We start from the raw sequence: 19,195 nt of genomic DNA, 5'->3' as shown, positions 1-19,195 counted from the left end.
GCCAGACGCTGGCGCGCACCGAGGCGACCCTCGCGGACACGCAGGCACGCTGCGCGCACGGAGGCACGCTCGCCGACACGCAGGCGACGCTGTCCAGCACGGAAGGCACGCTCGCGGAGACGCGCGGCGAGCTGGAGGCCACCAGCCAGACGCTCACGCAGACCCAGGACACCCTGGAGACGACGCGCGCCGACCTGGCGCAGGTGACCTCGCACCGCGACGAGCTGGACGCGGAGCTGAACGAGACGCGCGACATCCTCCAGCAGACCAACGGCCTCCTCGCCCGCACCACCGAGGAGCGCGACGCGCGCATCGCGGAGCTGCAGGCGCTCCATCAGGCCAAGGACGCGCTGGAGCAGGACCTCACCGGCCAGATTGGCCAGCTGCGCGCGGACCTGTCGGAGACGCAGGGGCTCTACGACGCCGAGCGCACCGCCCACGCGGCGCTCGCGGAGGAGACCACCGCGCGCATCAACGCCCTCACCGGCGAGCGCGACAACCTGTTCGCGGAGCTGAACGCCACCTCGCGGCAGCTGGCCGACACGCAGGCCAGCTCGCCAGCACCCAGGAGGCGCTGGCCCGCGAGGAGCAGGCCCACGCCCAGGCCCGTCAGGCCGCCGCCAGCGCGCAGGCGGAGCTCACGCGCCAGCTCACCGAGGCCCAGGCCAACGGCGAGGACCTGGCCGAGCAGCTCATCGTCACCAAGCACGAGCTGGGCACGCGCGTGTCGGAAGTCACGCAGCTGTCCTCCAGGCTCGCGCAGACGGAGGACGCGCGGCACGACCTGGAGGACCGCCTCCAGACGCTCACCCACGAGTCGCAGCGCCGTGAGGAGCTCCTCCAGAACGAGGTCGACACCAAGGGCAAGGAGCTGTCGGACACGCTCCGCAAGCTCACGCACGTGACGCAGGAGAAGATGCGTCAGGCGGAGGTGCTCAACCGCGAGGTCGCCACCCGCACGGATCAGCTCAAGCAGCTGGAAGGCCAGCTGGAGGCCCAGGCCGCCGAGGCGAAGAAGCAGGCGGACGCGCTCAACCAGCAGTTGGGCAACGTCTCCGGCGAGCTGGACGGGGCGCGCAAGGCCATCGCGGACCGCGACGCGCAGCTGCAGCAGGCCGCGCAACAGGCGAAGAAGCTCACCAGCGAGCGCGACGGACTGGCCGGCCAGCTCCAGCAGGCGCAGGCCCAGGCTCAAGCGCAGGCCCAGCAGGCGCAGGCCGCCGCCGCCGAGGCGAAGAAGCAGGCCGACGACCTCTCCGCGAAGCTCGCGAAGGCGGATCAGCGCATCGCGCAGCTCTCCCAGGAGGCCCAGAAGTTCGCCGCCGACACGGAGGCGAAGCTCAAGGAGGCCCAGGCCCAGCTGCAGGCGCGCACCAAGAAGGCGCAGGACCTGGAGCTGGCGCTGGAGAACGCCCAGAGCACCCGCGCCCGCGCGGAGAAGGAGCTCAACGCCCGCGTCGCCGCGGCGGAGGCCAAGGCCAACGAAGCGGCCGCGAAGGCCGCCACGGCGCAGAAGGAGCGCAAGGACCTGGAGGCCCGTCAGGCCAAGGAGCTGGAGGACCTCAACGCCAAGCAGAAGGCGGAGCTCGAGCGCCGCGAGTCCATCAAGGCCCAGGAGGTCGCCCGCCTCCAGACGTCCGTCCAGGAGAAGAGCAAGGCGCTCAAGGTCGCGGAGCTGGAGCTGGCCCGCTACAAGACCAAGGCCCCGGCCGCCGCCGCGAACGCCGCGAAGGGCACCAAGGCCACCGAGGACGAGCACCTGGCCGCCACGGTCCAGGCGAACCCGGTCATCCCGGCCGCCGCCAAGCCCCCGGCGAAGGCCGCCGCCAGGCCCGCCGCGAAGAAGGCCGCCGCGGCGCCCATCCCCGTGGACGACGAGGCCCCGGAGCGCACCATGGTGATGCAGCTGCCCACCGCCCCCGAAGGCGGCGAGGACGACTGGACCGCGCTCGTCGACGAGCTCGACAAGTAGCGCCTCTCCGGCCTCCGGAAACGACAAGGGCCCGCGCACTCCCAGGGAGTGCCGGGCCCTTCGTCCAGCTCAAGCCCGTCCCGCCGGCCTAAAGCGCCGTGGCCGCCCGCGCCTCACGGATGAGGTCCCGGAAGTGCAGCGCGCCCACCACGTCCCGCACCACCGACACCGGCCGCCCCTCTGCCCGGGCCTGCGCCTGCGCCTGCCGCCAGCGCTCCAGCACCGTCCGCGTCGCGATGTACGCCAGCACGAGGGGGAAGCCCCCCGGCATCACCACCACCAGCACCGCCATCGCCAACTTCAGCCACGCCCACATGACCCGCGACCTCGTTCGTCCTGAGATACGCACGCTTCGATGCACGGTGCATGCCCACGGTGCGAAAACAATTACGCACCCAGATTCCGCAGGGTTACAGCTCCCAAGGCCCTCAAGAGTGCGGACGGCATCCCCACAACCCTGGCATTTTTGCCGCAGTCGGCGCGAAACCGTCGGTTAAGTTGACGGGCGTGAGCCCCCCTCAACTGACTCCGGAGATTCGCTCGTTCACCAGCGTGGAGGACGCGGCGCGTCGCCTGGAGGCGGTGGGCTACCTGTCGTCGCCCGAGATCGCGACGGCGGTGTTCCTGGCGGACCGGATGGGCAAGCCCATCCTGGTGGAGGGCCCGGCCGGCGTGGGCAAGACGGAGCTGGCCAAGGCCCTGGCGCAGGCGCTGGACCGGACCTTCCTCCGCCTCCAGTGCTACGAGGGCCTGGACGAGGCGAAGGCCCTCTACGAGTGGGAGTACGCCAAGCAGCTGCTCTACACCCAGCTGCTCAAGGACAAGATTGGCGAGCTGACCCAGGGCACCTCCACGCTGGCGGAGGCCGCGGACCGGCTCGCGTCCGGCGACGCGGTGTTCTTCTCCGAGCGCTTCCTCCTCCCCCGCCCCATCCTCCAGGCCCAGCTGTCGCCCACGCCGGCCCTGCTGCTGGTGGACGAAATCGACAAGGCGGATCCGGAGTTCGAGGCCTTCCTGCTGGAGGTCCTCTCTGACAACGCTGTCACGGTGCCGGAGCTGGGCACCATCCGGGCCCGCCACATCCCGCGCGTCATCCTCACCAGCAACAACGCCCGCGAGCTGTCCGACGCGCTCAAGCGCCGCTGCCTGCACCTGCACATCGACTTCCCGGACCGCGAGCGCGAGCTGAAGATCGTCCGCTCGCGCCTGCCGGAGCTCCCCCAGGTGCTGGCCGAGCAGGTGGTGGAGGCCGTGGCCGCCATCCGCGCGCTGGACTTGAAGAAGGCCCCGTCCATCAGCGAGACGCTGGACTGGGCGCAGAGCCTGGCGCTGCTCAACGCCGAAGCGCTCAGCTCGGACGTCGTCGCCGCCACGCTCAACCTCGTCCTCAAATACGAGGGCGACATCGAGAAGGCCCGCGCCAACCTGCCCGCCATCGCCCAGGCCTGACGCACGGCGCCGCGCGCCAGGGGACGCTTGGGACGGATCGTTGGCGTTTCACGCTTTGCGTCCCCGGTGGGCCTGGATACAAGTCCCCAAGCGGTCCCACCTCTAGCCCGACAAGGAACTTCCCGATGAGCTCGACCTCATCCTCCGTGCTGCGCGCCGAACACATCTGGCTCGATGGGAAGCTGGTGAAATGGGACGAGGGCAACGTGCACCTGATGACGCACGCCCTCCACTACGGCCTGGGCGTCTTCGAGGGCATCCGCGCCTACAAGACCCACGATGGCCGGCTCGCCGTCTTCCGGCTGCGCGAGCACATCCGCCGCCTGCTCGACTCCGCGCACATCATCATGCTGCAGCTGCCCTACAGCGAAGACGCGCTGGTGGAGGCCACGCTGGAGCTCCTGCGCAAGCAGAAGGCGCAGTTCGCCAACGGCGCCTACCTGCGCCCGGTGGCCTTCATGGGTGACGGCGCCATGGGCCTGGGCGCGGTGAACCCCACCCGCGTGGGCATCACCGCCTGGGACTGGGGCGCGTACCTGGGCGACAAGGGCATGAAGGACGGCATCCGCGCCAAGGTCAGCTCCTTCACGCGCAACCACGTGAACGTGAACATGGTGCGCGGCAAGATCACCGGCCAGTACGTCAACTCCATCCTCGCCAAGCGCGAGGCGGTGATGGCCGGCTACGACGAGGCCATCCTCCTGGACGTCAGCGGCTTCGTCGCGGAGGCCTCCGGCGAGAACATCTTCATGGTGAACAAGAAGGGCGTCATCAAGACCCCGCCCCTCTCGTCCCCCGTGCTGGACGGCATCACCCGCGACACGGTGCTGAAGCTGCTGCGCGACGCCGGCCACACCGCCATCGAGGAGGTCACCTTCACCCGCGACGCCCTCTACATCTCCAACGAGGTCTTCTTCACCGGCACCGCCGCGGAGATCACCCCGGTGCGAGAGGTGGACAACCGCCAGATTGGCGACGGCAAGCCCGGCCCCATCAGCCGGTTCGTCCAGGAGACGTACTTCCGCGTCGTGCGGGGCCAGGAAGCCCGCTATGCGGACTGGCTGACCTACGTTTGAGGACAGTCGGCGGACGTGAAGTCCCGGCGGACGAGGGAATCGGGTAGAACCCGTACCCGATGCCTCCCGCCGGCTACGCGTACGAAGACAATCCGTTCAAGCTGGAGAACCCGTCCGTCCTCGACATCGCTCCCTCGGAGCCGAAGTCGCTGGAGGACACGGGGCTGAAGTTGGGTCTGCTGGCGGACCTGGGCCTCAAGTTCCTCTATTACGCCGGCACCGGCACGGGCATGGCCATCGCGGAGAGCATGTGCCTGCCCTGGTCCGGCGTCGTCGAGCACGTGGTGGACTTCCTCGCCGCGGAGAAGCTCGTGGACCTGCGCGGCGGCAAGGGCTTTGGCCGCGCCTCCGTGGAGTTCGCCCTCACGGAGAAGGGCCGCGAGTACGCGCGTGACGCCCTCACCCGCTCCACCTACGTGGGCCCCGCCCCGGTCCCCATCGAGCAGTACAACGCCCTCATCAGCAGCCAGACGGAGGAGACGCCCGTCGTGGGCCAGGAGGACCTGGTCGCCGCCCTGGGCCACCTCACCGTCTCCGCGGAGCTGATGGACAAGCTGGGCCCGGCCGTGAACTCCGGCCGCTCCCTCTTCCTCTACGGCCCGCCGGGCAACGGCAAGACGAGCCTGGCGGAGGCCATCTCGCACATGTTCGGCGGCGAGGTCTTCGTCCCGCACTGCCTCGAAATCGACAATCAGATCATCAAGTCTTCGACCGGATCATCCACACGCCCGTGTCGCTGGAGGTCGGCCGCGACGCCAACGGCCGCCGGCAGACCTTCGAAATGGACAAGCGCTGGTCGCTCTGCCGCCGCCCCGCGGTGGTGGTGGGCGGCGAGCTGACGCTGGAGACGTTGGACCTCATCTACTCGGAGAGCACCCGCTTCTACGAGGCGCCGTTCCAGGTGAAGGCCAACGGCGGCATGCTCCTCATCGACGACTTCGGCCGCCAGAAGGTCCACCCCACGGACCTGCTCAACCGGTGGATCGTCCCCCTGGAGAAGCGGGTGGACTTCCTCACCCTGCACACCGGCAAGAAGTTCGAGATTCCCTTCGATCAGCTCCTCGTCTTCTCCACCAACCTGGACCCCAAGGAGCTGGTGGACGAGGCCTTCCTGCGGCGCATCAAGTACAAGATTGAAGTCGGCAACCCGGACGAGGAGTCCTACCGGGAGATCTTCCGCCGGGTGTGCGAGGCGGCGGGCATCCCCTACGTGGACCAGGCCATCACCTACCTGGTGGAGCACTACTACAAGCCGCGCAGCATGGAGATGCGCTCCTGCCACCCCCGGGACCTCGTGTCGCTCATCCGGGACGCCGCCCGATACCGGCAAATCCCGCCAGCCCTTTCAAAAGACCTGCTCGATCAGGCGTGCGAGGTCTTCCTGGTGAATCTCTAGTCGGGTTTTATTTGTTCCAACCGCGCGGAATTTCTAGACTCCGCGTGCCGTTGTACCTCCCGGCGCAGCCTCTTGAGAATCAGCGCCCGGGGCGGGCCGGAGCGAGAAGGAGCCGCAGTCCGTGAAGGAACGCTACCAGGACATCGACGAGAAGAACGAGCAGCTGCACGAGTACCTTGAGATCTACAAGGACAAGCAGCCCGCGCGTGAGTTCCTCGACCGCTTCGAGATGTCGTGGATCTACCACGACGCCGCGCTCGAAGGCGTCGTGTACACGCACCAGGAGCTGATGGCCGCGCTCTTCCCGGCGCGCACCGCGGCCGAAGCCTCCATGATCCCGGTGGTGCTGGAGATCCGCAACCACAAGGCGGTGGCGGACTTCATCCGTGAGGAGGCGGCGGGCGCGAAGAAGCAGTCCGCGCTCACGCTCACCACCATCAAGCGGATGCACGACCTCTTCCTGGGCAACACGCCGGAGGCCCTGGCCGAGCGTGCGCGCATGGAGCGCCGCGAGCGCACGGAGAAGGAGCTGGCCAAGGAGCGCGACCGCGCGGGGCTGCGCAAGGACATGCCCCTGCACCGCACCTACTTCCACGACATCACCCAGCCCGCGAAGATCCAGGCCCGGCTGGAGAAGCTCGTGGACCACACCGCCAGCGCGGAGTTCCGCGAGTTCCACCCCATCAAGCAGGCGGCGGTGGTGCAGCACGAGTTCCTGCAGATCTTCCCCTTCACCGAGCACAGCGGGAAGGTGGGGCGCATGTGCAGCAACCTCATCCTGCTGCGCAACGGCTACATGCCCGCGGTCATCCACTCCATCGACCGGCAGCGCTACTACGAGTCCTTCCGCGCGCCCGTGGCCGTGTTCCGCACGGTGCTGATGGACGCGATGGAGAACTCGCTCGACAACGGCGTGAAGTACTTCCGCGACCTGGGTCGCAAGTACAAGACCGTCGAGTAGCCGGGAGACGAAGTCGAAGCCGTGCGCATCGGGGCTCATGAATCCATCGCGGGGGGCGTGAGCCAGGCCTTCCAGCGAGCCGAAGCGCACGGCGCCCGCGCCCTGCAGATCTTCACGAAGAACGCGCGGGGCTGGAGCGCCCCCGCGCTGACGGACGCGGAGGCCCAGGCCTTCCGCGCCGAGGCCCGCCGCACGGGCCTGCCCGTCATCGCCCACGGCAGCTACCTGGTGAACCTGGCCGGTGAAGTCCCGGAGGCGCGCGAGAAGTCGCTCGCGTGCGTCACCGAGGAGCTCACCCGCTGCGAGCGCCTGGGCATCCCGCTGCTCATCCTCCACCCCGGCTCCCACCCGGACGAGGCGCGCGGCCTCACGCGCATCGCCGAAGCGCTGGACGAGGTGCACCGCCGCTGCCCCGGCTTCCAGGCCCGCGTCTGCCTGGAGGTGACGGCGGGCCAGGGCAACGCGCTGGGCTGGCGCTTCGAGCACCTGGAGGAGCTGCTCTCCCGCGTCGCGGACGAGGCGCGGCTGGCGGTGTGCCTGGACACGTGCCACCTGTTCGCGGCGGGCTATGACCTGCGGACGCCCGGGGGCTACGCGGCGGTGATGGACGAGTGCGACCGGCGGGTGGGCCTGGACCGCGTGCGCGCCTTCCACCTCAACGACTGCAAGAAGGAGCTGGGGTGCAGGGTGGACCGCCACGAGGAACCGGGCAAGGGAGCAATCGGCCTGACGGCCTTCCGCTGCCTCATGAAGGACGCGCGGTTCGTCGACACCATTGGGGTGCTGGAAACACCCTTTCCGGAACGTTATGGGGAGAACATCCGACTTCTCGAATCCCTGTGCCGGAGGAAGTAAAAGAAGAGTCCCCATGCCTTTGACCCCGTCCTTCCCAAGCCGCCGCTCCCAGCTTCCCGCCGGCGGCGAGCTCACGGAGCCTCCGCCAGCGCGGTTGGCGAAGCTGCCGGCCGCCGACAAGCTGGGCCGCCTGCTCCAGGTGGCCAAGGGCCACCGCCGTGCGCTCATCCTCACGCACGACAACCCGGACCCCGACTCCATGGCGGCGGCGGTGTCGCTCGCCCACCTGCTGGAGCGCAAGGCCGGCATCGAGGCCCAGGTGGGCTACGGCGGCATCATCGGGCGCGCGGAGAACGTCGCCTTCGTGCGCGTGCTGCGGCTGCCGGTGTCGCACGTGTCGCAGATCGACTTCAGCCAGTACGACCTCTTCGGCCTGGTGGACACGCAGCCGCCGGTGCGCAACCACTCGCTGCCGGCGCGCTACCGCGCGGACCTGGTGGTGGACCACCACCCGCTGCGCGAGGAGAGCCTGCTGGCGCCCTTCGCGGACGTGGGCGGCGACTTCGGCGCCACCTCCACGATGCTGGTGGAGTACCTGCGGGCCGCCCGGCTGGAGCCGTCCGTGGAGATCGCCACCGCGCTCTTCTACGGCATCAAGGCGGACACGCGGGACCTGGGCCGTGAGACGACCCAGACGGACGTGGACAGCTACCTGTGGCTGTTCCCCCGCTGCGACAAGCAGCTGCTGGGACAGATTGAGCACCCGGAGCTGCCCGCGCGCTTCTTCCAGCTGTTCCACACCTCCATCGAGAAGGCGAAGGTCTACGGCACCGCCATCATCACCGACCTGGAGGAGGTCTACTCCCCGGACATGGTGGCGGAGGTCGCCGAGCGGATGATGTACCTCGAGGGGATGAAGTGGTCCCTGGCGTACGGCACGTTCCGCAACCAGCTCTTCCTGAGCCTGCGGGTGAAGGACCGGCGCATGAACGCGGGCCGCCTCATCCGCGAGCTGTGCGACGACCTGGGCGGCTCCTCCGGCGGCCACGGCAGCATGGCCGGCGCGCGGCTGCCCCTGTCCGGCAGCGCCAACAAGCGCAAGGCGCTCAAGCGCGAGGTGGTGTCGCGCTTCCTCGAAGCCTTCGGCGTCGCCGAGGAGCGGCCGAGGTCGCTGCTGTCCGCGCAGGACACGTGATCGACTGGGACTACAACGCCGCCGCGCCGGTGCGCGCGGAGGTGGGCGCGCTGCTCGCGCGGGCCTTCACGGAAGGCGGCTTCGGCAACGCGTCCAGCGTGCATGGCGGCGGGCGCGAGGCCCGGGCCCGGCTGGACGCGGCGCGGGCAAAGGTGGCTCGCGTGCTCGGCTGCGAGCCGAAGGAGCTCACCTTCACCGCGTCGGCAGCGAGGCGGATGCGCTCGCGCTCCTGGGCGCCTACGCCGCCCGGCCCGTGAAGGAGCGCCGCCGCGTGGTGTCCAGCTCGGTGGAGCACCCGTCGGCGCTGGGAGCCCTCACGCAGCTGGAGAAGGACGGCGCCCAGGTGGTGCGGCTGTCCCCCGCCTCCGACGGCCGCGTGCCCCTGGAGGCCGTGCTGGAGGCGCTCACGCCGGACACCGCGCTGTGCTCGTTGATGTGGGCCAACAACGAGACGGGCGTGCTGCAGCCGGTGGCGGAGGCCGCGCGCGCGTGCCGTCAGCGCGGCATCCTCTTCCACACGGACGCCGTGCAGGCCGCGGGCAAGGTGCCGCTGTCCCTGCGCGAGGTGGACGCGGACCTCCTCTCCCTCTCCGCGCACAAGTTCGGCGGCCCCCAGGGCGTGGGCGTGCTCGTGGTGCGCAAGGGCGTGGACGTGCGGGCGCTGACGCCCGGGCACCAGGAAGGAGGCCGGCGAGGAGGCACGCAGAACGTCCCCTACGCGGAGGCCCTGGCCCTGGCCCTGGAGCTGGCCACGGCGGAGCAGCCCAGCGCCGCGGCGAGGGTCGCGGCCCTCCGCGACGCCTTCGAACAGCAGGTGCTCCAGCGGCTGCCCGGCGTGACGGTGAACGGAGCCCGGGCGCCCCGGGTGCCCAACACCAGCAACCTGCGCTTCGACGGCGTGGAGGGAGAAGCGCTGCTGATGGCGCTGGACCTGGAGGACATCCGCGTGTCGTCGGGGGCGGCCTGCGCGTCCGGCACGCTGTCCCCGTCCCACGTGCTGCGCGCCATGGGCCTGTCCCCGGCGCAGGCGCGCGGAAGCCTGCGCTTCAGCCTGGGCCCTTCCACCACGAGCGCCGAAGTGGAGCGCGTGGTGGAGGCGCTGTGCACGCACGTGCCCCTCGTGCGCGCGCTGGGCTGATCACCACTTCTGCTCGGGCAGGTTCTTCTCGCGCACCTCCGGGTCCGGCTGTCCGTAGCCGGGCATCCCCTCCTTGGCCTCATCGGCCTTGGGCGGACGTCGCTCGTCGCCGTGCCGCGTCTCGCGGGCGGGCTGCTCCTGCTCGGGCTGCTGCTGCTTTCGCTCGGTCGCCATGGATTCCTCCCGGTGCATGTTCGCGGGAGGAAAGGTCATCATCCGGGGCATGGGCCGCAGCGGGCTCCACCGTCCGGGAGCCCGCGCGCCAGGGCCCTGCCCGCCCGGCTACCCGTTGCCGTCGGAGGAGCCGTTGGGCGGCGCGTTCCGGTACACGGGCATCTCGTCCGTGGTGCCGAACAGGCCGCGCACCACCGCCGCGATGGCCAGCGGGGTGCCCACGCGCTCGTCGAAGTGCGGCGACAGGGCCTTCGCGTACTCCTCCGCGGACGGGAAGCGGTCCTCGGGGTTCTCCGCGAACGCGCGCGCCAGCACCGCGTCCAGCGCCTCCGGGACGTCCGGCCGCACCGCGCTCAAGAGCCGGTACTTGCGCGACAGGATGCTCGCGAAGACCTCCTCCGGCGTCGTGCCCACGAAGGGCCGGCCCAGCGTGAGCAGCTCATAGAGCACCACGCTCGCGGCCCACAGGTCCGCCTCCGGCGTGACGGCGCCCTGCAGCGACTCCGGGGACAGGTAGTACGGCTTGCCCAGCACCTCGCCGCCCTGGAGCTTCCCGTCCACCAGCACGCGCGACACGCCGAAGTCGCCCAGCTTGATCTCCCCCACCCGGGAGATGAACAGGTTGGACGGGGACACGTCGCAGTGGACGATGCCCAGCGGCTTGCCGTCCGGCCCGGTGGCGGTGTGCGCGTACGCGAGCGCCTCCAGCAGCACCTTCGCCAGGTACACCGCGAAGTCGACGGGGAGCGGAATCCCGCGCGCCTTGCACCGGCGCAGGATGTGGCCCAGGTCGCGCCCGTCCACCAGGTCCATCACCAGGAAGGACACGTCGTCCAGCATCCCCGCGTCCAGCACCTTCACGATGTTCGGGTGGTCCAGCTGGCGCGACAGCTGCGCCTCGCGGCGGAAGAGGTCCACCGACGCCGGGTCGCGGGTGAGCGCGGGCAAGAGCCGCTTGAGCGCCACCGTCCAGCCCTCGTACGGGCCGGAGCGCACGCGCGCGCGGTACACCTCGGCCATGCCGCCCTTGCCCAGCAACGACAGGATTTCGTAGTTGCCGAAGACGCGAACAGGCTTCGACACGGAGTTCGGCGCGTTCACGGGCTGGCGCTTCCAGCTCCTTGCGACTCACGGCCCTGGACCCGCTTGCGACCGCGGGCCTGCTTCAACTGCTGCTCGTACAGCGCCCCTTCCCTGGCGAACTGCTGGAGCTCGCGCTCCACCAGCGCGTTGCCCTCCGGAGGGGACCACCCTTCCGCCAGCGCGCGGCGCAGCGCTTCTTGCGCGACCCGCGACTCCTGGGCCGCGCGCTTCACGCAGGCCATCCAGAACCAGGCCTCCGCCCGCGCCGGGCCGGGGCCCACGCTGCGCGCCTGCTCCAGGTACTTGAGCGCCTCCTGCTGCTGGTGCCGCAGGAAGTGCGACACCCCCATGCCGGTCAGCGCCCAGGCGTTGTTCTTCTCCCGCTCCTGCGCCAGCACCAGCTGGAACTGCTGTGAGGCGGCGATGGGGTTCTGGGCCAACAGCTGGGCCTGCCCCTGCCGCAGGGTCGCCGCCACGTCCACCGGCTCCAGCCGGCGCTGCGCCGCCACCTGCGCGGCGCCACCGGACGGCGCCGAGGGGGCCTGCGCCTGACGCTGCTCGGCCGCCTGCGCCGTCACGGGCGTCAGGGCCGCGCCCTGGTCCGGGGCCCGCAGCACCAGCATGCCGCTCTTGGGCAGGGCCGGGGACTCACAGCCGCCCTCCAGCCTCACCACGCCCGCCAGCGCGCGCTCCTCCACGTTGTAGACGAGCATCAGCGGGAAGCTCCGGGACGGGGTGCAGGTGTCGCCCGTCTGACAGAGCGTGATCTCCCCCAGGAAGACGTTGCCCTGGAAGTCCCCCGTCAATATCTGCTCGGCGACCGGGCGCTGGCAGGGCCCCCCGGCCGGCGCGGTGCCGACGAGATGTTCCCCGTCCGAGCGCAACTCGATGGGGCCGAAGGCATCTCCCTGGTAGGTCGTGTTCAGCTGCGGACCCGCCCAGGCGAATCCGGAGGCGAGGCAGGCTACCGCCGCGAGAGCCAATGTTGGGGTCGGGGGCGACATGTCGGGGACCCGGGCATCATAGAAGTCCACGGGGCGGCTTGTAAACGCGCGAGGACGGCTTGACCGCACGCTTCTCCATCCTTATCATTTTCCCAGAACGCCCTGGGATTTTCCCAGTGATTCTAAGGACTTGTAGCGAGAGTTGAGCGGTAAAAGGTCTGTTCCCTGCGGGGTGCGTGATGCCCAGCAGAAATTCGAACCGATACGTCCATTCCGGGGTCCGTTTCGGTCGCCATGTGCAAGCCCTCCCCCTTCACCGGGGATGAGGGAAGCCTGCGGTGACATGATTTCGGTCCCCACCTGGCTTCTAAGGGTTCAATGGACGCTGGACACACGGCTCGGCGGGGGACTCTTTCTTTGGAGCGGCGGCGGTGAGCGAGACGGCGGCGGATACGGTGGCGGCGGCGGCGGAGAAGAAGGTCACGCTTCGTGAGGAACTGACGGCGCGCCGCAAGGCGATGACCAACGACCTCATCGACGAGCGGGGCCTCAAGGTCCAGTCTCGATTCCTGGCATCCCCCTACTATCAGAAGGCACGGACGGTGGCGCTCTACGCCCCCATCCGGGGCGAGGTGCCCACGCGGGACATCCTCATCGCGGCGTTGCAGGACGAGAAGATCGTCTGCTACCCGCTGTCCCACGTGCATGGGCGCATCCTGGCCTTCCGGGCCATCAAGTCGGAGAGCGAGCTGGAGCCGGGACGCCTGGGCGTCCGCGAGCCCACGAACTCCTCGGACCTGATCGCCGTGGATCAGATCGACCTGTTCGTGGTGCCCGGCCTGGGCTTCAGCCCGGACGGCAAGCGGCTGGGGCGCGGCGGTGGCTACTACGACGCCACCCTCAAGGCGGCCAGCTCGCGCAGCCGCCGGGTGGGGCTGGCCTTCAACGACCAGATCGTCCAGGCGCTGCCCACGACGATCGACGACGTGGACATGGACCAGATCGTCACGGAGAGCCAGACGCTGCGCGGGTTGTGCCGCAGCTTCGACTTCCTGGACACCTGAGTCGTCAGGCGGATGACGGGACCTTCACGGGTGGGGCGGACTGGAGAAGTCCCGCCCTGCCCGTTGTCTTTTTTGGGCTAGTGTCCGCGGCGCCATGAACCCGGACGCACTGCGCAAGGCGACCCCCGAAGAACAGTTCGAAGAAGTCACTCGCGGCACCGTGGATTTGCAGGTGCCGGAGGACCTGAAGAAGAAGCTCCAGCGCTCGTATGACAAGGGCAAGCCCCTGGTCATCAAGGCGGGCTTCGACCCCAGCCGTCCGGACCTGCACCTGGGCCACTCGCTGCTGCTCACGCGCATGCGGCGCTTCCAGGAGTTCGGCCACACGGTGGTGTTCCTCATCGGGGACTTCACCGCCCTCATCGGCGACCCCACCGGCAAGAACGTCACGCGTCCGCCCCTCACCCGCGACGAGGTGAAGGTCAACTCGGAGACGTACAAGCAGCAGGTCTTCAAGGTCCTGGACCCGGACAAGACGGTGGTGCGGTTCAACTCGGAGTGGCTCGACGCGCTGGGCACCGAGGGGATGATCCGCCTGGCGGCGCGCTACTCCGTGCAGCGCATGCTGGAGCGCGACGACTTCAAGAAGCGCTTCCGTGAGAACCGCTCCATCTCCATCCACGAGTTCCTCTACCCGCTCCTGCAGGGCTACGACTCCGTGGCGCTGAAGGCGGACGTGGAGCTGGGCGCGACGGATCAGCTCTTCAACCTGCTGGTGGGCCGGCAGCTGATGAAGGAGGAGGGGCTGGAGCCGCAGGTCATCATGACGGGCCCCATCCTGGAGGGCCTGGACGCGAAGCTGGTGGACGGCGTCATCACCGGCGACAAGATGTCCAAGAGCCTGGACAACTACGTGGGCATCGACGAGCCGGCGGACAGCATCTTCGGCAAGCTGATGAGCATCACGGACGACCTGATGTGGCGGTACTACAAGCTCCTCTCCTCCATGCCGCTCAAGCAGGTGCTGGAGCTGGAGGAGAAGACGAAGTCCGGCGCCGCCCACCCCAAGGTCGCGAAGGTCGCCTTCGCGCAGGAGATGGCCTCGCGCTTCCAGGGCGAGGAGGCCGGGCGCAAGGCCGCCGAGGACTTCGAGAAGCGCTTCGCCAAGAAGGAGCTGTCCGCGGAGGAGCTGCCCCTGGTGGAGGTGTCGCTCGCGGGCGCGGAGAAGCTGCTGGTGACGAAGGTGCTGCCGGAGACGAAGCTCGTGGCCTCCTCCACGGAGGCGCGCAAGCTGATGACCCAGGGCGGCGTCCGGGTGAACGGCGAGAAGGTCACCGACCCCAAGGCGGAGCTGGGGGCCGGCGAGTACACGGTGCAGGTGGGCAAGCTGAAGGCCGCGCGGCTGAAGCTGGCCTGAGGCCGCTGAGCACCGCCCGCGCTGGGGTCACGGCGCGGGCGGCTCCTTCGGCAGCGCGCCTTCGTACAGCGCGGCCGAGCGCCCCATCATGAAGCCGTGGGGCAAAAGCTTCATCATCGTCGCGAGGAAGCGGTTGAGGACGCCGGGCACGGCGAGCTCGCGGCGGTGCTCGAAGGCGTCCACGGCGATGCGCGCGCAGGCCTCCGCGGACATGATGCCCACGTCGCCCGCCTTGAACTTCCGGTCCAGGCCGGACACCGACAGCATCTCCGTGGCGATGCCGCCCGGCGCGAAGACGGTGACGGACACGCCCGCCTTGCGCAGCTCGTAGGCCAGGCCGCGCCCGTAGCTGATGACGAACGACTTCGTCGCCGCGTAGGCCGTCTGGTACGGCAGCGGCGCGAAGCCCGCGGTGCTGGCCACGAGCATCAGCGCCCCTCCCCCGCCCCGCTTCGCGAAGTGCGCGCCGAAGAGCTGGGACATGCGCACCACGCTGGTGATGTTGGTGGCGAGCATCGCGTCGAAGGACTCGGGCTGCTGCTCCAGGGCGTGGCCGAAGTAGGTGACGCCCGCGTTGAGGATGACGCCGTCGACGGTGCGGCCGGCGGTGGCGGTCTCGAAGACGCGCGTGGCCTCGCCGGGCCGGGTGAGGTCCGCGGACAGGGGCAGCACCTGCACGCCGTGCGCGGCCTCCAGCTCCGCCTTGAGGGCGATGAGCCGGTCCTCGCGCCGGGCGACGGCGATGATGTGGGCGCCGTGCTCCTTCGCGAGCAGGCGGGCCATCTCCAGCCCCAGGCCGGACGACGCGCCGGTAATGAGCACCCAGCGGCCTCGGAAATTCATCGATTTCATGTCGGGCGCTCTTATTTCGCGGTGCGGCGCCGGGCGCAACCGGGGAACAGCGGGCCTCGGGCACCCCTGTTAGAGTCGCGTGCACCATGCGCCTCTCCGGGTCGCTCGCCTGCTTCTTCCTGGCCATTTCCATGCCCCCCGCCGCCGCCCTCGCGGCCAGCGGCGTCTTCGTCACCGAGGAGTCCGTGGACGCGGTGGAGCAGCCCGAGTCCGCCAGGGTCGTCTTCGCCGTGCAGCCGGGCGTGTCCTATCCGCTCGTGAAGAAGGGCGGCCCCGACCGCGCGTGGTGCAAGCTCCAGGGAGCGAAGGCCGAAGGCTGGGTGCGCTGCGATGGCACGCCCACGGACGCTGTCCAGAAGGCCCCCGGCACGGACGCGCTCGTGCGCGCGGACCATGAGAACACGCGCCAGCAGCAGATGGCCCGGGGCGGTGGCGCAGCCCTCGCGGAGGCAGGGCCGGTGGGAAGCGGCGCGGGCGCTCCGACGACGGCACCCGATGACGAAGAAGCTGGCGCGGTGGCGGTGGTGCGTGCCCCCGCGGGCCGCGCAGCGGCTCCGGGCGACGCGGCGGCGTGCGCGAGCACCTGTGAGCAGCCGCCCCTCTTCGCCAAGCACCTGCCCTGTCCGCGCTGGACCGCGAGGTGCTGGGCCTGTGCCCCGCGCGCCCCGACGCGAGCGTGAGCGCCGGGGACGTGCAGCGCTTCTTCGCGAAGCATTACGACGACGCGCGGGTGCAGCGCGCGCTGTCCGCGGCGGCCGCCCGGGCTCGCGGCAGGCGAACATCGAGTGGCTGACGGGCCTGTGGGTGAGCACCGGTCCGCGCAACGCGTTCACGCACGTCTTCTGCGGAGATGACTGGCAGCGCGGCCCCATTGGCGGCCTCCACTTCCTGCCTCGCTACGCGCAGCTCGAGGCGGAGGGGAAGGTCTGCTACCAGGGCCCGGCCAGGGGCGAGGAAGCGGTGCGGGGCGAGCAGTACCTCATCCGCTTCAAGGGCCTGGCGCCCTGGTCCTGCGGCGTGAAGCGGATGGGCGGCTTCTCCACGTCACAGGACGCGGTCTCCATCGCCGCCATCGGAACCCGGGCGTTCGCGCGCTGCTGTGCGCGCGGCGGGGCGAAGAAGGAAGGCGGCGTGTACTCGGCGCCGGACATCGGTGGCGGCAACTGGCGCATCTGGTGCGGCACGCGCAACGGCACCTACGGCATCGCCACGCTGCACCCCACCGAAGAGGCCGCCACCTGCGCGGAGTAGCGAACCCGCGCCCGTGAAGGACGCGGGCCCCCTGCCCCGCTGACGGCCTACGGCGCCCTGCCCACGGTGAGCACCGTGCCCGTGGAGTACGCGGTGAACTCCGGCGCGTACATGGACTGCACCGTCGCCGGGCCCACGCGGAAGCGGCCCGCGAGGTTCGCGCGCAGCCGGTACTTGAACGTGTACTCGCCCGCGGGCAGCGCCTCGAAGAAGAAGTTCGTCCCCGAGTCGCGCGTCTCCTCGTACCAGACGATGCCCAGGTCCCACTTGTGGCGGGACTGCGCGTTCTCCGGCTCCAGGCCCGCGGCGCGCGGGTCGCGCAGGTGCACGTACTCCGCCGCGTGCTTCAGGCGCAGGGACAGCTGCACCTCCACCTCGTCGCCGGGCCGCAGCGTCGCGCCGTCCGCCAGCGGGCGCAGCAGCGTCTGGGTGCCCTCGCGGATGCGCACGAAGTAGCGGCGCGACACCTGGAAGAAGTCACCGCGCTCCTCCTTCGGCAGCTCCTCCGTGGAGAAGTGCCACGTCGCGGAGGCGAAGGCGAAGCCCGGCGTCGTCTTCTCCACCACCGTGGTCGCCGTGTCCGGCTTCACCTCCGGCCCAGTGAGCACCACCTGGTTCTTCTTCCCCGTGTACACGTCGGGCGAGAAGCTCATGGGGATCACCTTCGGGCCCACCGTCACCTTCAGCTCCTCGCGCACGGCCAGCGCCCCTTCCGCCTCCAGGTAGTTCACCAGCGCGTAGAGCGCCTCCGCCGTGGCGCGCGTGGACTTCCAGTGGCCCAGCTTCTTGTCCAGGAGCAGCCACTGCACCAGGCCCGCGCGGCGCGCATCCTTCGGGCGCAGCTCCGACAGCGTGCGCAGCGCGAAGGCATGGGTCTCCGTGGTGTCGTTGTACCAGAGCCAGCCGCGGTCCTCCGCGGCCCAGAAGGTGCCCTGGTCCTCCGTCGTCTTCGCGGAGTCCATCACGCTGTCCCAGACCTTCTGCGCGTCCTTCGTGCGCTTCGCCCGGTGCAGCGTGAGCGCCAGGTACCCCTTGAGGTACGGCGAGTGCTCCTTCCAGTGCTTGAAGGAGTAGTCGAGCATGCGCTGCCGCTCGGCCGCCGTGAGCGCCTCACCCGTGTAGCGCGCGTCCGGATACGCGGACGCGACGAAGTTGAGGAACGTGAGGAACTCCCAGCCCAGGTCCTTCTTCATCAGGCGGTTCGCGTAGTCGCTCCGGAAGTGCGTGGTGAGGTAGCCCCAGGCGGGCTCCGTCATGGCGGGCGACACCTCCACGCCGTGCTCCATGGCGCGCGACAGGCCGTGCAGGATGTAGAGCGTCATGTACGGCGACGACGGGCCGCCCGGCCACCAGGGGAAGCCGCCGTCCGCGTTCTGTGACTTGCGCAGCTTCTCCTGGGACGACAGGCGTTGGGCCCGGGCCACCTTCGGATCCAGCACGCGCAGGAGCGCGTCGTCGGTGCCGGTCCCGCCCTTCGCCTCGTTGAGCCAGGGCGTCTCCTCCAGCGACATCTTCCGGTTCGGGTCCACGCCGTCGAAGGTCTCGAAGCGCGTGCTCCGCTGGCTCAAATCCCGGGCCACCTTCGCCACGGACGGATACTTGTCGAAGAGGCTGGAGACGATGCCCGTGGACACGAAGCGGTTGAGCGTCTGCTCCGTGCACTCATAGGGGTAGTCCACCAGGTACGGCAGCGCCTGGAGCACGGAGTAGAACAGCTGCGCGTCCACCGTGACGACCAGCTGCTCGTTCACCCGCGTGGGGTCATCCGAGCGCTTCAGGTCGTCGAACGTCAGCGTCTTGCGGTCCTGGTCGCGCAGCGTCACGAAGCGCGACTGGGACAGGTGCATGCGGCCGGGCAGCACCGGCAGGGGCCGCAGCTCCCCGTCGCTGAACACGCCCGCCTTCGCGACCACACGGAAGGCCACCGGCCCCACGCGCGCGGGCGTGGTGATGGGGAAGCGCAGGTGCGTGCCCTTCCCCGCCGCGACCGTGAAGGCCTGCGTGGCCGTCTTCACGCCGAAGTCCGCGGCCAGGCTCTTCTGCGTGTCCGGGTCCACGATGTCGAGCGTGAGCTGCCCCTGCTGCGGCTGCGCCCCCGCGTTGTTCACCACGACCTCCAGCTCCGCGCGGTCTCCCTCGCGCAGGAAGCGCGGCAGGTAGGGGCGCACCATCAGCTCCTTCACGCTGCGGGTGGAGCGCTGCGTGGAGCCACCGCGCAGGTCGCGCGTGAGCGCGTGCACCCAGACGTCCCACGCCGTCACCGAGTCCGGCACCGTGAACTCCAGCACCGCGGCCCCGTCCGGTCCGGTGAGCAGCTGCGGAATCCAGAACGCCGTCTCCGCGAAGTTGGAGCGCAGCGGCTCCTCCGGCGCTCCCGGTTCCGGGGCGCCGGGGGTGCCCTTGATGATCTGGATGATCTCGTGCCGCTTCTGCTCCAGCACCCGGCCGCCCGGCGGCGAGGCTTTCGCGGCGGACGGCGCGGGCGACG

15 protein-coding genes, 1 other RNA gene and 3 pseudogenes are annotated in these 19,195 nt (G+C 70.0%); 13 read left to right on the top strand and 6 right to left on the bottom strand.

Annotated features, from left to right (window positions below):
• Positions 1-1,972, top strand: a pseudogene (locus ACLEQD_RS14530) (hypothetical protein); the annotation flags it as partial.
• An 88-nt stretch (positions 1,973-2,060) separates the two neighbouring features.
• On the opposite strand, the gene ACLEQD_RS14525 reads toward ACLEQD_RS14530, so the two are convergent.
• Positions 2,061-2,288, bottom strand: a complete 228-nt coding sequence (locus ACLEQD_RS14525; RefSeq protein WP_410384501.1) for a hypothetical protein — start codon at positions 2,286-2,288, stop codon at positions 2,061-2,063.
• Positions 2,289-2,479: 191 nt separating this feature from the next.
• On the opposite strand from ACLEQD_RS14525, the gene ACLEQD_RS14520 reads away from it, so the two are divergent.
• From ACLEQD_RS14520 to ACLEQD_RS14490, 7 genes and pseudogenes are all read left to right on the top strand, one after another.
• Entirely contained in the window at positions 2,480-3,421 is a 942-nt protein-coding gene (locus tag ACLEQD_RS14520) for an AAA family ATPase (RefSeq protein ID WP_410384499.1), read from the top strand.
• A gap of 125 nt (positions 3,422-3,546) precedes the next feature.
• Complete coding sequence (locus tag ACLEQD_RS14515) at positions 3,547-4,497, top strand: branched-chain amino acid transaminase (protein ID WP_410384497.1); 951 nt, start codon at positions 3,547-3,549, stop codon at positions 4,495-4,497.
• A 59-nt stretch (positions 4,498-4,556) separates the two neighbouring features.
• A pseudogene (locus tag ACLEQD_RS14510) lies at positions 4,557-5,893 on the top strand (AAA family ATPase).
• A 121-nt stretch (positions 5,894-6,014) separates the two neighbouring features.
• Positions 6,015-6,854: a Fic family protein gene (locus ACLEQD_RS14505; RefSeq protein ID WP_410384495.1), complete on the top strand. Its 840-nt coding sequence runs from the start codon at positions 6,015-6,017 to the stop codon at positions 6,852-6,854.
• A gap of 21 nt (positions 6,855-6,875) precedes the next feature.
• Positions 6,876-7,709: a deoxyribonuclease IV gene (locus ACLEQD_RS14500; RefSeq protein WP_410384493.1), complete on the top strand. Its 834-nt coding sequence runs from the start codon at positions 6,876-6,878 to the stop codon at positions 7,707-7,709.
• A 13-nt stretch (positions 7,710-7,722) separates the two neighbouring features.
• Positions 7,723-8,844, top strand: a complete 1,122-nt coding sequence (locus ACLEQD_RS14495; RefSeq protein ID WP_410384492.1) for a DHH family phosphoesterase — start codon at positions 7,723-7,725, stop codon at positions 8,842-8,844.
• Positions 8,841-9,982 (top strand): annotated as a pseudogene (locus ACLEQD_RS14490) (cysteine desulfurase family protein). The gene ACLEQD_RS14495 and the pseudogene ACLEQD_RS14490 overlap by 4 nt, the downstream one beginning before the upstream one ends.
• Here ACLEQD_RS14490 and ACLEQD_RS14485 read toward each other — a convergent pair.
• The 3 genes from ACLEQD_RS14485 to ACLEQD_RS14475 all read right to left on the bottom strand — a co-directional run bounded on the left by ACLEQD_RS14485 (position 9,983) and on the right by ACLEQD_RS14475 (position 12,243).
• Positions 9,983-10,156, bottom strand: a complete 174-nt coding sequence (locus tag ACLEQD_RS14485) for a hypothetical protein (protein WP_410384490.1) — start codon at positions 10,154-10,156, stop codon at positions 9,983-9,985. It abuts the pseudogene before it with no gap.
• Positions 10,157-10,264: 108 nt separating this feature from the next.
• Positions 10,265-11,257 (bottom strand): serine/threonine-protein kinase, encoded by a 993-nt coding sequence (locus tag ACLEQD_RS14480; RefSeq protein ID WP_410384488.1) that lies wholly within the window; start codon positions 11,255-11,257, stop codon positions 10,265-10,267.
• Positions 11,254-12,243, bottom strand: a complete 990-nt coding sequence (locus tag ACLEQD_RS14475; protein ID WP_410384486.1) for a tetratricopeptide repeat protein — start codon at positions 12,241-12,243, stop codon at positions 11,254-11,256. The genes ACLEQD_RS14480 and ACLEQD_RS14475 overlap by 4 nt, the downstream gene beginning before the upstream one ends.
• Before the next feature lie 159 nt (positions 12,244-12,402).
• Here ACLEQD_RS14475 and ssrS point away from each other — a divergent pair.
• The 3 genes from ssrS (at position 12,403) to tyrS (ending at position 14,604) form a co-directional block, all read left to right on the top strand.
• Positions 12,403-12,595, top strand: a non-coding RNA gene (gene ssrS, locus ACLEQD_RS14470) — 6S RNA.
• Between the two features lie 19 nt (positions 12,596-12,614).
• The gene (locus ACLEQD_RS14465) at positions 12,615-13,247 is read left to right on the top strand and encodes a 5-formyltetrahydrofolate cyclo-ligase (RefSeq protein WP_410384484.1); all 633 of its coding nucleotides are present in this window, start codon (positions 12,615-12,617) and stop codon (positions 13,245-13,247) included.
• A 94-nt stretch (positions 13,248-13,341) separates the two neighbouring features.
• Positions 13,342-14,604: a tyrosine--tRNA ligase gene (gene tyrS, locus ACLEQD_RS14460; RefSeq protein ID WP_410384482.1), complete on the top strand. Its 1,263-nt coding sequence runs from the start codon at positions 13,342-13,344 to the stop codon at positions 14,602-14,604.
• Positions 14,605-14,631: 27 nt separating this feature from the next.
• Here tyrS and ACLEQD_RS14455 read toward each other — a convergent pair whose 3' ends face one another.
• The gene (locus tag ACLEQD_RS14455) at positions 14,632-15,456 is read right to left on the bottom strand and encodes an SDR family NAD(P)-dependent oxidoreductase (protein WP_410384480.1); all 825 of its coding nucleotides are present in this window, start codon (positions 15,454-15,456) and stop codon (positions 14,632-14,634) included.
• 86 nt (positions 15,457-15,542) lie between these two features.
• Here ACLEQD_RS14455 and ACLEQD_RS14450 point away from each other — a divergent pair, with 86 nt between their 5' ends.
• Both ACLEQD_RS14450 and ACLEQD_RS14445 read left to right on the top strand, forming a co-directional pair.
• Positions 15,543-16,136 carry a hypothetical protein gene (locus ACLEQD_RS14450; protein ID WP_410384478.1) on the top strand — a complete coding sequence of 198 codons (594 nt, stop codon included), beginning with the start codon at positions 15,543-15,545 and terminating at the stop codon, positions 16,134-16,136.
• A gap of 124 nt (positions 16,137-16,260) precedes the next feature.
• Entirely contained in the window at positions 16,261-16,707 is a 447-nt protein-coding gene (locus ACLEQD_RS14445) for an EndoU domain-containing protein (RefSeq protein WP_410384476.1), read from the top strand.
• A 47-nt stretch (positions 16,708-16,754) separates the two neighbouring features.
• Here the strand turns inward: ACLEQD_RS14445 and ACLEQD_RS14440 are convergent.
• On the bottom strand, positions 16,755-19,195 hold a 2,441-nt coding region (locus tag ACLEQD_RS14440), incomplete at its 5' end, for an alpha-2-macroglobulin family protein (protein WP_410384474.1).

This window comes from Corallococcus sp. 4LFB (genome assembly GCF_046520365.1).
In the GTDB taxonomy this organism is placed as follows: Bacteria; Myxococcota; Myxococcia; order Myxococcales; family Myxococcaceae; genus Corallococcus; species Corallococcus caeni.
Note: the sequence above shows the minus strand (reverse complement) of the source record. Positions and strands in the feature narration are given on the sequence as shown.